This is a genomic window from Delftia sp. HK171, from assembly GCF_001886655.1.
GTDB lineage: Bacteria > Pseudomonadota > Gammaproteobacteria > Burkholderiales > Burkholderiaceae_C > Comamonas > Comamonas acidovorans.
Window position 1 is genome coordinate 3,209,568 of sequence record NZ_CP018101.1, and the last position, 12,638, is coordinate 3,222,205.

Sequence of the window (12,638 nt, forward strand, 5' to 3'; positions counted from 1 at the left end):
GCCCGGCGTGGCCCGGCCTGGCGTGGCCCGGCGCTGTGGGGTCAGTCCAGCGCCAGGCGCCGGTCTGCGGCCAGCTTCTTCCACTTGGCGTTGTCCTGGGACATGAAGCGCTGGATCTCGGGCAGGGACATGGGCGTGGCCACGGCCCCGGCGGCCTGCAGCGTGGGGCGCAGCTCGGGCGACTGTATGGCCTGGTTGATCCACTGATTGAGCTGGGCCAGCCGCTCGGGGGCCGTGCCGGAGGGCACGGCCACGGCATACCACTGGGTGGCCTCGTAGCCGGGTACGCCGGCCTCGCGCATGGTCGGTACATCAGGCAGGCTGTCTATGCGCGTGGCGCTGGTCACGGCATAGGCCTTCAGCCGGCCCGACTGGATGTGCGGCAGCACGGGCGTCACGCCCAGCATGGCCAGGGGGATCTGCCCGCCCACCACATCGGTCACGGCCTGCCCGCCGCCCTTGTACGGCACATGCACCATGCTGGTGGCCGCCAGGGCGTTGAGCAGTTCGCCCGCCAGATGCTGGGAGGTGCCCGTGCCCGAACTGGCGTAGCTCCATTGGCCCGGTTTGGCTTTCATGGCGGCTACCAGGTCGCCCAGGCTGCCGGCCGCACCCGGGGCCGGGCCCACCAGCACCATGGCGCCCCGGGCCATCACGGCCACGGCGGTCAGCTCGCGGCCCACCTCGGGCTGGCGCGGGCCGGACAGCTGCGGTCCGGGAACGGAGACCAGGGTCAGGCCATCTGCAGGTGCCTTGGCTGCCGCCTGCAGGCTGATCGCGCCCGAGGCGCCCGGCCGGTTTTCCACCACCACGCTGACACCGGCCCTGGCCTCCAGTTGCCGGGCCACATGGCGGGTCAGCACGTCCAGGCTGCCGCCGGGCGCAAAGCCCACGATCCAGGTGATGGGCTTGCCCTGCGGGGCGTGCGCCGGGGAATCGGCCGCGCGGGCCGTGGGCAGTGCAAGGGCCAGCAGGGCTGCGGCGGCCAGGGGGCGCAGTGCATGGCGGCGGGTGGTCGGCAGGCGGCCGCTGGCCTGCGGGGCGGGTAGGGGTGCGCAGGTCATTGGTCGGGGGCGCCGGGCGCGGTGTTGGGGTGTGCCTTGCAGCTTTCGTTGAAGCGCTGGACCATGGTCAGCATGGGGTTGAGCACCCAGGTGTTGAAGATCAGCACGTCATGCTCCTCCTTGGGATCGCGCACGATGTTGAACAGGTAGGGTGACTCCAGCTTGCCCTTGCTCTCGTTGACCTCGGGCTCCCAGTAGAAATGCAGCTTCCAGTCGCGCCACTTCGCGGCCCGCAACTGGTCCTTGATGTAGAAGAGAAAGCCCTCGCGCGCGGACCGGGGCTCGCCCAGCAGGAAGGCCGTCTGGTCCAGGCCGTCGATGGGCCGGTCCTGCGGCACGGCGGCGCCCGCCACCGCCGCCAGGGTGGAGAAGATGTCGGTCACGTGCATGATTTCATTGCTGGTGCGCCCGGCCTGGATGCGGCCCGGCCAGCGTGCGATGAAGGGCACGCGCAGGCTGCCCTCCATGGCCGTGTGGTAGGTGCCGCGCCAGGGGCCGGCCGTGCCGCGGTAGGGCTGGCGGAACTCGGGGCCGTTGTCGCTGCAGAAGATGAACAGGGTGTCCTCGCGCAGGCCGAGCCGGTCGATCTCGTCCGAGATCTGGCCCACGCGATGGTCCATCTCCACCATGGAGTCGGCAAAGTCGCCCTGGCCGGTGCGGCCCGCGAAATCCGCATGCGGCAGCGTGGGAAAGTGCAGGTGCACCAGGGGCAGGTACAGGAAGAAGCGGCGGTCCCGGGCGTGGTTGCGGCGCATGAAGTCCAGCGAGCGCTCCACCAGCTCGGCATCGATGTTGCGCCGCGATTCCAGGTCATAGACCTTGACATCGTCCGAAGGCGCGCCCGCGCGGCCTTCCATGATGTGGGGCAGGGGCGCCACCAGGGGGTCGTAGCCCGTGGTCGCGGTGAACTGGCTTTCGTCCGTGGTGCGCGGAATGCCGTACCACTCGTCGAAACCCCGGTCCGAGGGATAACGGCCCGGAATGTCCCCCAGATGCCATTTGCCGAAATGCGCCGTGGCATATCCCTGGGCGGACAGCAGCTGCGCCAGCGTGGTCTCGCCGCGCGTCAGGCCCTGGGGCAGCCCGGCCGGCACCGATTGCAGGGCACCCGTGCGGATGGGGTGGCGCCCCGTCATCAGGGCCGAGCGCGTGGGCACGCAGTCGCTTTCCACGTTGAAGTTCTGCAGCAGCAGCCCCTCGCAGGCCAGCTGGTCTATGCGCGGAGTGGGCGCGCCGCGCAGCGCACCGCCGCCGTAGCAGCCCAGCTCGCCCCAACCCAGGTTGTCCGCGACGATGAGCACGATGTTTGGTGGGTTCATGGTGTGGCTCAAAAAGTTTCCATGCCAAAACTCTAGCCACAAGCCCTGTCTTGGTGATAACCAAACCAGCGAAAATCGATGCACATCTGGAATGGCTTTGCTCGGCAAGGTAGCAAGCTTTCTCGTTTTTCTTCGTTGACAAGGAATGGCATGACGGGATTTGCCTATAACGAGCTGGCCTGCTTTCTGGCCGTGGCCGAGCATGGCCATTTCGGGCGTGCGGCCGCTGCCCTGCAACTGACCCAACCGGCCGTCTCCAAGATCGTGCGCCGCGTGGAGCAGGGCGTGGGAGCGGCCCTGTTCACGCGCGGAACGCATGGCGTGGCGCTGACCAGCAGCGGCCAGCTGTTCATGGAGCCCGCGCGCCAACTGGTGCTGCGGCATGAGGAGACGATGCGCGCCGCCAGCGACATCCAGGCCCAGCATGTGGGCCTGATCCGCCTGGGCTTCACGCAGGCCACTTCGGAAAGCCGCGCCACCCGGGCCGTGGCTGAGCTGCTGCGCCGTCGCCCCGGCCTGCGCGTGCGGCTGACCGTGGGCAAGTCCGACGACCTGGAGCGCGCGCTGCTCGACGGCAGCCTGGACCTGGCCGTGGTGCCGTCCTACCCGGGCCATGCCACGCGCTGCGCCCAGGTGGTCATCGGCGAGGATGAGCTATGGGCCGCCGCACGGCCGCGCCACCCGCTGTTCCAGCTGGCGCTGGAGCAGGGCCTGAGGTTCGGGCATTTGCAGGGCTACTCCTGGGCCTTGCCGGCACCGGGCGCCGCCGTGCGCAAGGTGGTGGACGAGGCCTTCGCGGCCCAGGGCCTGGGCGCGCCCACCGTGGCCCTGGAGATTCAGCACAACACCGAGGCCACCATCGACATCGTGGGCCAGACCGACCTGCTGTGCTACGTGCCCAGCCATGTGCTGCGCAGCAATCCCGAGCGCCTGCAGTCCCTGCCCATCCCCGAGCTGCGCACGCGCCGCAGCTGGCTTCTCATCAGCCACCCCAAAGCCCATTGGTCGCCGCTGATGTCCGCGCTGCGGGACCTGACGCTGGGGTAGCGGCCCGTTCAGCAGGGCCGGTGCAGGCCGCCTCAAGTGTTCAAGATGTCTTGCGCTCAGGCGGACACGGGGGTGGAGCTGCCCCCCAGATGCCGGGCCGGCCGGTGCGTGTAGCGGTCCAGGGCCAGGCCGTCGGTGCTGATTTCCGGGCTGCGGCCGGTGATCAGGTCGGCGATCAGGCGGCCCGAGCCGCAGGCCATGGTCCAGCCCAGCGTGCCGTGGCCGGTGTTCAGGAACAGGTTGGAGTAGCGCGTGGCGCCGATGATGGGCGTGCCGTCCGGCGTCATGGGCCGCAGCCCGGTCCAGAAGCTGGCGCGCGCCACATCGCCGCCCGGGAACAGGTCGTTGACCACCAGCTCCAGCGTGGCGCGGCGGCGCGGGTCCAGGCGCAGGTCGAACCCGCCCAGCTCGGCCATGCCGCCCACGCGGATGCGGTCGTCAAAGCGGGTGACGGCAATCTTGTAGGTCTCGTCCAGCACGGTGGACTGCGGCGCCAGCGCCGGGTTGCCCAGCGGCACGGTGAGCGAATAGCCCTTGACGGGGTAGACGGGCAGGTCCAGTCCCAGCGGCTCCAGCGCCTGGCGCGAGTAGCTGCCGAAGGCCATCACGTAGCGGTCTGCGGTCAGCAGCTCGCCATTCACGCGCACACCGGCAATGCGGCCGCCTTCGACCACCAGGCCATCCACGTTCTGGTTGAAGCGCAACTCCACGCCCAGGCCGGTGGCGATGCGGGCCAGCTCGTTGGTGAAGCGGTGGCAGTCGCCGGTCTCGTCCTTGGGCAGGCGCAGGCCGCCGGTCAGCCGGTCGCGCGCCTGGGCCAGCGCGGGCTCCACCTGGGCGAGCTGGTCGCGGTCCAGCAGTTCGTAGGGCACGGCGCAGTCGCGCAGCACGGCCACGTCGCGCTCCACGGCGTCCAGCTGGGCTTGGGTGCGGAACAGTTGCAAGGTGCCGCCGGTGCGCTGCTCGTAGGCGATGCCGGTATCGGCGCGCAACTGCTGCAGGCAGCTGCGGCTGTACTCGGCCACGCGCATCATGCGTTCCTTGTTGACGGCGTAGCGCTGGGCAGAGCAGTTGCGCAGCATCTGCGCCATCCAGCGCAGCTGGAACAGGCTGCCGTCCAGGCGCACGGCCAGCGGCGCGTGTTCCTGCAGCATCCACTTCAGGGCCTTGAGCGGAATGCCGGGCGCCGCCCAGGGTGTGGAGTAGCCGGGCGAGACTTGGCCTGCGTTGGCAAAGCTGGTTTCGGACGCGGGCGCATCCTGCCGGTCCAGCACCGTGACCTCGGCACCGGCCCGCGCCAGGTAGTACGCACTGGTCACGCCGATGACACCGCCGCCAAGAACAAGGACTTTCATACGATTCACCGCCAGGTCAACAAGATGAAATCAAAGTCTATTGACGATGAGGCAGTGGAAACCACTGAAATATTGCTACTCTCCAGTGATTGATAAGCCCCGGGAATCGCCGCCATGGCCGCCAAAAGTGAAAACCGCGTGCTCGACCGCACCGACCGCAAGATCCTCGACATCCTGCAGCGCGACGGCCGCATCTCCATGACCGAACTGGCCGAGCAGGTCAGCCTCTCGGCCACGCCCTGTTCGGAGCGCGTGCGCCGCCTGGAGCGCGATGGCGTGATCACCGGCTACCACGCCCACCTCTCGCCCGAGGCGCTGGGCAAGACGCTGCTGGTGTTCGTGGAGATCAAGCTCTCGTCCAAGTCGGGCGAGGTCTTCGACAAGGTGCGCCAGGAACTGCTGCACGTGCCCGACGTGCTGGAGTGCTTCCTGGTCTCGGGCAGCTTCGACTACCTGGTCAAGGCCCGCCTGGGCGGCATGCGCGAGTACCGCCGCCTGCTGGGCGACATCCTCAAGAAACTGCCCGTGCCGGCCGAGTCGCACAGCTATGTGGTGATGGAAGAGGTCAAGGAGACGCTGGCGCTGCCTGTGGACCGGTGAGGGTGCCGTCCTCGGCGTTCCAGGTTCGGATCTACCGCCATTCATCACTGTCATTTACTATTTGAAACTTTTGTCACAATAGATTCGATTCAAATTGGGTATTGTGCATTCCAATCAAAAAAGATATTGGGCGGCAGATGGGTTGTTATGCAGTTCCGCATTCATCGGCGTTCTCCGTTGAAAAGTAGGCAGGACGACAACTTGGAGTTCAATTCCAATGGCGGGATTGCAAATATTTGTCATTGGATGGTGGCTGTAGGGGATTGGTGATTTTTAAATTTCAATACCAGTGATACCTTGATAGCGCAAATCTATCTATTACTGGGAGTTCTATGAAAAATCACGCCCTCATGGCTGCCTTGATGGCCGGCGCAGCACTCTCGGCCTGCCCCCCCGCCAGCGCGCAAGTGACCCGTTACTACGGGGAGATGAGAACCTCCTACTCGGATTTCCAGGATCGCACGGCTTGTCCCCTGGGGTCTCACGGCTCATGCCAGGATTTTCCGAGGACCGCCCGCCTGGCCGGCTGGTTTGAAACGGCCGCACCCTTGCAGCCCAATCTGGACGAGAGCGAAATAAGGGCGCTGGTGACTTCCTATAGTTTCTCGGACGGATTGAACACCTACAGCAGTTCCGATCCGGATGTGCGCGCATTCATATTCAGGGTTTCCACGGACAGTGGGTCCAATATCGTGAGAAACAGAATCCACCTTCAACGCTGGCTGACGGGAAACAATCCGCACCGCTCCATCAATCAAATTGGCCCGGGTGGATCTCCCAATGATGTGGATATGCTGAGCCGGTTTGAAATGGCCACGGAACAGTTGGGTGCCATGAACAACGCGATGTGCGCGTCCTTGTTCTCGGAAACATCCCAGCAGGTCAGTTATTCGGGGGAAAGCGACACCTGTTTGGGGACCTACGAGATACCCGGCAACGGCGTGTCCGTTGCGTGGACCGGGGCGCCCGTGCAAAACCAGAACGTCATGTCCTGGCACAGGGAGGCCGTGCATCCTGCCCTGTCGTTGACCCACAGCATCTCGCCCGCAGGCCAGGTGCAGGCGGGGCAGGAGGTGCGCTACACCATCACCGTCAGGAATACGGGGACCGTGCCCGCCACCCAGGCGCAGATTGCCGACAGCCTGCCTGCCGGCCTGGAGCGCGCCACCTGGATCTGTACGCCCGGCGCCAGCACGCCATGTCCCGTGGCGTCAGGCTCCGGATCGCTGGCGGTCACGGTGCCCGTGTTCGCGGCAGGAGACTCGCTGGTTTTCACCGTGATGGCCAGCGTGTCCAACCCGGCGCCCTCAACCATTACCAATGTGGCCACCGTGAATGCCGGGGACCCGTCGGTGCAGTGCATGCAAGCAGGGCAGGTCGTGGGAACGGTGCCGTGCATGGCTTCCGCGTCCATCAATACGGTGGCGGCTCCCCCCGGCGGTGGCCAGGTGACCCCCGTGCCGACGCTGCAGCACACAGCCCTTGCGGTCCTGAGCCTGCTGGCTGCAGCCATCGGATGGATGGGGCTGGGGCGGCGCCAGCGGGTCGGCGCGGGCCGCTGACGCGGCCAGGGCGCGCCGGCTCGGGCTCAGTCGATCAACCGCCCGTCCGCATCCCAGAACGGATGCGGCCCGTCGAATTGCCCGCTGGCCACGGCATGGCTGACCAGTCGGCCGCCGTGCGGCAGGGCGTGCAGCATGAAGCCCGGCGGCTCCAGCGTCCAGGCCGATGCCGCATCGGGTGCCAGGTCCAGGCAGACCTGGTGGGCGGGCGCGGGCGAGGTCATGGCCACCGTGCCGCCGAAGGCGACCTGGATGCTGCGGTGCAGGTGGCCGCAGATCACGCGCTGCACGTTGGGGTGGCGGCGCACCAGGTCTTCGAGTGCCTGTGCACCCTGCAGCAGGCCTATCTTGTCCATGTGGCCTATCAGGGTCTCGAAGGGCGGGTGGTGCATGGCGATCACCACCGGGCGGCCCTCGCTGGCGGCCAGCTGCAGCTCCAGCCATTGCAGGCGCTCCTCGCACAGCGCGCCCTCGCTGTGGCCCGGCACCACGGTGTCCAGCGCGATCAGCCGTAGCGCGCCAATGTCCACGGCGTACTGGATGAAGCCTTCGCTGCGCAGCCAGGTGTGCTCGGGAAAGGCGGTGCGCAGCGCGTCGCGGTCATCGTGGTTGCCGGGCAGCAGGTAGATGGGAAGCTCGCCCAGCGGCGCCAGCAGGCTGCGCAGGTGGGCGTATTCGGCGGGCCTGCCGAAGTCGGTCAGGTCGCCCGTGATCACGACGGCGTGCGGCTGCTGCGGCAGGGCGAGCACGCTTTGCACCGTGCGCTCCAGGTATTGGGCGGTATCGATGCGGCGGTAGGTCAGGCGGCCGGGTTCGCGGATATGCAGGTCGGTGAGCTGGGCCAGGAAGGTGGTCATGGAGGGGCGCAGGGTTTCAGGCGTGGGCATGGTTGGGCATCCATTGGTGGGGGGCGATGCGCAAGGCCACGCGGTCGCCCGATTGCGCGGCGTGGTCGCGGGCCACGTCGGCCATCAGCGGCGTGTGGCCCGCCAGTTCCAGCGTGAGCTGCAGGCGGTCGCCCAGGAAGACGCGGCGCGCCACCGATGCGGGCACGCCGCCCGGCGTGCCGGCGGCGCAGACATCGATGTCTTCAGGGCGCAGCAGCAGCCGGGCCGCGCCCGTGCATTCGGCCGGGCAGGCCAGCTCCATGCCGGCCAGCGCCAGCCGGTTGCTGCGCGCATCGTCTTCGCTGCGTTCGACCTGGTTCACGCGCCCCAGGAAGGTGGCGACAAAGGGATGGGCCGGTCGGCGGTACAGGCTCTCACCGTCGCCCACCTGCAGGATGCGGCCTGCCTGCATCACGGCCATGCGGTCGGCAATGGCCATGGCTTCCTGCTGGTCGTGCGTGACATGGACGGCGGTGATGCGCAGCTGGCGCAGCAGCTGGGCCAGCTCGTCGCGCAGGGTTTCCTTGAGCTTGGCGTCCAGCGCGGTCAGCGGCTCGTCCAGCAGCAGCACGCGCGGGCGCGATGCCACGGCGCGGGCCAGGGCCACGCGCTGGCGCTGGCCGCCGGACAGTTCGGCCGGGCGCTTGTGCTCCAGGCCGTTCAGGCGCACCAGATCCACCAGTTCGCCCACCACGCGGCGCTGCTCCTGCTCGGACGCGCCGCGTATGCGCAGGCCGTAGCCAATGTTGGCCTGCACGCTCATCTGCGGGAACAGCGCGTAGTGCTGGAACACCATGCCCACCTGGCGCTTTTCTATGGGCACGCGGGTGACGTCGGTGTCGCCGAAGGCGATGCGGCTGCCCGCGTCCGGCGTCTCCAGCCCCGCGATGATGCGCAGCAGCGTGGTCTTGCCGCAGCCCGAGGGGCCGAGCAGGGCCAGCACCTCGCCGGGCTCCACGCGCAGGTCGGTGGCCTGCAGGCCGCGCGTGCCGTCGGCATAGGTCTTGGCGCATTGCCGGATGTCGATGGCGACGCTGTTACTTTCCATAATGCTTCTCGATGAAATGCCCCAGCGCCTGCAGCAGCCACATCACGGGCAGGATGACGATGAGGAAGATGAGGGTGTAGGCCGAGCCCACCTCGATGCGCATGGACGCATAGCTGTCGGCCAGGCCCACGGGCAGGGTGCGCGTCAGCGGCGTATGCAGCATCCAGGTCAGGTTGAACTCGCCCATGGACAGGGTGAACACCATCAGGCAGGCGGCCACGATGGCGGGCAGCACGGCAGGCACCAGCACGCCCTGGAAGCGCTGCGCGAACGAGGCGCCCAGGCTGCGCGCAGCCTCCTCCAGCGCCACCAGCTCCTGGCGGCGCAGTGCCGAGCCCACCATGCGCACCATGAAGGGCAGGGTGAACACCACATGGCCCACCAGGATGAAAGCAAAGCTCTGGCGGAAGGCGGCCACGCTGCCATAGGCCAGCAGCAGGGCCAGGGCGCTGGCCAGGCCCGGAATGGCCACGGGCAGCGTCAGCAGCTCCTCGAAATGCCGGGCCCAGGGCGAGCGGCTGCGCGCCAGCGCATAGGCGCAGGGCACGCCCAGCACCAAGGTCATGGCCACGCAGGCGCAGGCCAGCAGCAGCGACATCAGCACGGTATTGCCATAGCCGGCCCAGACCTCGGCCAGCCAGCGCGTGGTCAAGCCGCTGGACAGGCCCTGGCCGTAGTTCTGCACCAGCCCGGCCAGCACCGACAGCAGCATGGGCGCCAGCATGAACAGGGTGACGGTGGCCGTCACCAGCCACATCAGTGGTGGCATTTTTTGTGTGGTCCGCATGGTCAGATTCCCGAGGCAGCCGGACCGGCCCAGCGCCGCGACAGCCACAGCACCAGCCAGGTGATCAGCCCCAGGCTGATCGACAGGCTGGCGGCCAGGGCGAAGTTGGCGTAGTTGGTGAACTCGTTGTAGATGGTGATGGGCAGCACCTCGAACTTGCTCGACAGCGTGAAGGCCGTGCCGAAGGCTCCCACCGACGTGGCGAACACGATGGCGCCGCAGGCCAGCGTGGTGGGCAGCAGCTGGGGCCACCACACATCGCGCGCCACGCGCCAGCCATTGCCGCCCAGCGAGCGCGCGGCCTCTTCCAGGTGCAGGTCCAGCGCCTCGGCCGCTGCCGTGTAGGAGGCAATGGCGCGTGGCAGCGAGAAATACAGGTAGCCCAGGAACAGGCCCAGCAGCCCGTAGGCGAAGGTGATCCGCTCGCCGCCCAGGGCCACCGACAGATCGGCCAGCGCGCCCTGGCGCCCGCCCAGCAGGATGATGAAAAAGCCGATGATCACGCCCGGAAACGACAGCGGCAGCGTCAGCAGCGACAGCAGCAGGCCGCGCCCCGTGAAGCGGTGGCGCGCCAGCGCAATGCCCATCACCGCGCCGATCAGCAGCGTGGCCAGGGTCACGGCCAGCGACAGGGCCAGCGTCTGCAGCAGGCTTTGCAGGTACAGCGCGTCGGTCAGCGTGGCGAAGTAGGTGCGCCAGCCTTCACGCGCCGGCAGCGCCAGCAGCAGGCCGGCCGGCAGCAGCCAGAACGCCGCGAAGAAGGCCACGGCCGGCGCGCTGCAGGCCAGCAGCAGCGCGCGGGCGCGCCAGTCGCCTGGCGCTTGGGAGGGAATGCCCACGATGCAGTCCGCCCGGCTCAACGCACTTCACGCAGGTAGCGCGTGGAGAAGCCCTTTTGCACATCGGCCATCTTCTGGTAGTCCACCGAGGTGGCGCGTGCGTACTCGCTGGCGGGCAGGAAATGACCGGCCACCTCCTTGGGCAGGGCCACGTCGCGCACGGGGCGCAGGTAGGCGTTGGCCCAGATGGACTGGCCCTTGTCGGACAGCACATAGTCCAGCACCTTCTTGCCGTTGTCCGTGTGCGGCGCCTTGTTCACCAGGCTCATCACATAGGGCATGACCACGGTGCCTTCCTTGGGGATCACGAAGTCCACGTCGGCCTTGTCCTTGTAGCGGGCGCGGTAGGCATTGAAGTCGTAGTCCAGCAGGATGCCGATCTCGCCCGACAGCAGGCGCGCATACGAGGTCTGCTTGGGCACGATGGGCTCGTTCTTCTGCAGCTTCTTGAAGTAGTCGATGGCGGGCTGGAAGTTGTCCAGCGTGCCGCCCATGGCCTGGTTCACGGCCACGGCGCCCACATAGCCCACGAAGGCCGATGCCGGGTCCAGGTAGCCGACCAGGCCCTTGTACTCGGGCTTGAGCAGGTCTGCCCAGGACTGCGGCACGGGCTTGCCGCCCAGCGCCGCCTTGTTGACCATGAAGCCCAGCGTGCCCGAGTGGATGGTCACCCACTCGCCCTTGGGGTCCTTGAGGCCGGCGGGAATCTGGTCCCAGTTGGCGGGCTTGTAGGCGGCGACCACGCCGTCTTTCTGCGCCTGGATGGCGAAGGTCACGCCCAGGTAGGTCACATCGGCCACGGGGCTGGCCTTCTCGGCCACCAGCTGGGCCAGCGACTGGCCGGAGTTCTTGTTGTCGGGCGGCACGGTGATGCCGGTATCGGCCTTGATGGCCTTGATCTGCGTGCCCCAGTCGGCCCATTCGGGCGGGCAGTTGTAGCAGATGGCGCTCTGGGCCAGCGCCGTGCCGCAGACGGCGGTGGTGGCGGCCAGCAGGGCAAGGCGCTTGAAGGAGGGCTTGAAGGAGAGCTTGAAGGGGAGGTCAGTCAGTTTCATGGTGCGTACTCGACGAGGTTGGGGAGCGTGGGGAAGGGAAGGGCGCGGCCTTGGCTTGCGCGGGCCGCTGTTGTTGGTTTCAGAGCCGGCAGGACTCTCCGCTGCGCCAGCCATGCGGCAGGCACAGGCCGTCTTGCGCGGCCAGGGTTTTCTTGCCCGCCAGCGCATCGCACAGCAGGCGCACGCAGGCCGAGCCGATGTCGTGGTTGGGCTGGGAAATCGAGGCCAGCGAAGGCGTGAGATCGCCGGCCATGGCAATCCCGTCAAAGCCGACGACGCTGAGGTCCGCAGGCACGCGGAACCCGGCCAGCGATGCCGCGCGGATGGTGCGTATCGCCAGCAGATCGTTGCTGCAGACAATGGCCGTGGGCGGCGCCTGCTCGCTCAGGTGCTGCTGCAGCATCTGCACGGCCGTGGCGGCAAAGGGCACCTCCCAGACCGGCAGCGGCGCCAGGCCTGCGGCCTGCATGCCCAGCGCATAGCCACGGCAGCGCTGCTGGGCGCGGTCGGACGCCTGCAACTGGCCCGTGACCATGCCGATGCGGCTGTGGCCTGCCGCAGCCAGGCGCAGCACCAGCTCCCTGACGGCGCCCGTGTTGTCCACGCCCACGCAGGCATGCTCATGGGTGTGGTGATAGGCCAGCACATAGGGCTTGCCGGCCTGGCGCACACGCGCCAGCGCCGCCGAATCGCCAGGGTTGGAGACCACCAGCACCAGCGCATCCACCCCGCTGGCCAGCAGCCGCGTGGTGGCCGCGCCTTCACCGGCGTGGTCGTATTCGGTGGTGCAGGGCGAAATCGCATAGCCGCGCAGCGCCGCCTGTGAGGCAATGCCCTGCAGGCACTCGGCAAACACCGGATTGGTGAGCGTGGGCAGCACCACGCCCAGCACCTTGCTGCTGCGCGTGCGCAGCGTGCGGGCGCTGGCATTGGCCACATAGCCCACTTCCTGCGCCACGCGCAGCACCGTGCTGCGCGTTTGCGCATTGACCACCTCCGGCGAATTGAAAACCCGCGAAACAGTGGCGACGGACAGGCCCGCGCGGCGTGCAACCTCGGTGATGCTCATGGATGT

12 protein-coding genes are annotated in these 12,638 nt (G+C 67.8%); 3 read left to right on the forward strand and 9 right to left on the reverse strand.

Annotated elements, in window-relative coordinates:
* Nucleotides 1-41 precede the first annotated feature (41 nt).
* Together BO996_RS14560 and BO996_RS14565 are read right to left on the reverse strand one after the other, a co-directional pair.
* On the reverse strand, nucleotides 42-1,064 hold the full coding sequence (locus tag BO996_RS14560) for a tripartite tricarboxylate transporter substrate binding protein (protein WP_071955224.1): 1,023 nt from the start codon (nucleotides 1,062-1,064) through the stop codon (nucleotides 42-44).
* Nucleotides 1,061-2,383 carry an arylsulfatase gene (locus tag BO996_RS14565; RefSeq protein WP_063327938.1) on the reverse strand — a complete coding sequence of 441 codons (1,323 nt, stop codon included), beginning with the start codon at nucleotides 2,381-2,383 and terminating at the stop codon, nucleotides 1,061-1,063. The genes BO996_RS14560 and BO996_RS14565 overlap by 4 nt, the downstream gene beginning before the upstream one ends.
* Nucleotides 2,384-2,533: 150 nt before the next feature.
* Between BO996_RS14565 and BO996_RS14570 the strand changes: the two genes are divergently transcribed.
* Nucleotides 2,534-3,430: a LysR family transcriptional regulator gene (locus BO996_RS14570; RefSeq protein ID WP_013802902.1), complete on the forward strand. Its 897-nt coding sequence runs from the start codon at nucleotides 2,534-2,536 to the stop codon at nucleotides 3,428-3,430.
* A gap of 56 nt (nucleotides 3,431-3,486) precedes the next feature.
* On the opposite strand, the gene BO996_RS14575 is transcribed toward BO996_RS14570, so the two are convergent.
* The gene (locus BO996_RS14575; protein WP_071955226.1) at nucleotides 3,487-4,785 is read right to left on the reverse strand and encodes a D-amino acid dehydrogenase; all 1,299 of its coding nucleotides are present in this window, start codon (nucleotides 4,783-4,785) and stop codon (nucleotides 3,487-3,489) included.
* A gap of 114 nt (nucleotides 4,786-4,899) precedes the next feature.
* Here BO996_RS14575 and BO996_RS14580 point away from each other — a divergent pair, with 114 nt between their 5' ends.
* Together BO996_RS14580 and BO996_RS14585 are read left to right on the forward strand one after the other, a co-directional pair.
* A complete protein-coding gene (locus tag BO996_RS14580; RefSeq protein WP_012204957.1) occupies nucleotides 4,900-5,385 on the forward strand; it encodes a winged helix-turn-helix transcriptional regulator in 486 nt (161 codons plus the stop codon).
* Between the two features lie 332 nt (nucleotides 5,386-5,717).
* Nucleotides 5,718-6,947, forward strand: coding sequence for a DUF11 domain-containing protein (locus BO996_RS14585; protein WP_071955228.1), 1,230 nt, complete (start codon nucleotides 5,718-5,720; stop codon nucleotides 6,945-6,947).
* Nucleotides 6,948-6,973: 26 nt separating this feature from the next.
* Here BO996_RS14585 and BO996_RS14590 read toward each other — a convergent pair whose 3' ends face one another.
* From BO996_RS14590 to BO996_RS14615, 6 genes are all read right to left on the reverse strand, one after another.
* Nucleotides 6,974-7,834, reverse strand: a complete 861-nt coding sequence (locus BO996_RS14590; protein ID WP_071955230.1) for a phosphodiesterase — start codon at nucleotides 7,832-7,834, stop codon at nucleotides 6,974-6,976.
* Nucleotides 7,821-8,882, reverse strand: coding sequence for an ABC transporter ATP-binding protein (locus BO996_RS14595; RefSeq protein ID WP_071955232.1), 1,062 nt, complete (start codon nucleotides 8,880-8,882; stop codon nucleotides 7,821-7,823). Before BO996_RS14595 ends, BO996_RS14590 begins: the two co-directional genes overlap by 14 nt.
* Nucleotides 8,872-9,639 (reverse strand): ABC transporter permease subunit, encoded by a 768-nt coding sequence (locus BO996_RS14600; protein WP_083571154.1) that lies wholly within the window; start codon nucleotides 9,637-9,639, stop codon nucleotides 8,872-8,874. Before BO996_RS14600 ends, BO996_RS14595 begins: the two co-directional genes overlap by 11 nt.
* Before the next feature lie 32 nt (nucleotides 9,640-9,671).
* Nucleotides 9,672-10,529: an ABC transporter permease gene (locus tag BO996_RS14605; RefSeq protein ID WP_071955236.1), complete on the reverse strand. Its 858-nt coding sequence runs from the start codon at nucleotides 10,527-10,529 to the stop codon at nucleotides 9,672-9,674.
* A complete protein-coding gene (locus BO996_RS14610; RefSeq protein ID WP_071955238.1) occupies nucleotides 10,526-11,563 on the reverse strand; it encodes an ABC transporter substrate-binding protein in 1,038 nt (345 codons plus the stop codon). The genes BO996_RS14605 and BO996_RS14610 overlap by 4 nt, the downstream gene beginning before the upstream one ends.
* Before the next feature lie 79 nt (nucleotides 11,564-11,642).
* A complete protein-coding gene (locus BO996_RS14615) occupies nucleotides 11,643-12,632 on the reverse strand; it encodes a LacI family DNA-binding transcriptional regulator (RefSeq protein ID WP_071955240.1) in 990 nt (329 codons plus the stop codon).
* Nucleotides 12,633-12,638: the final 6 nt, after the last annotated feature.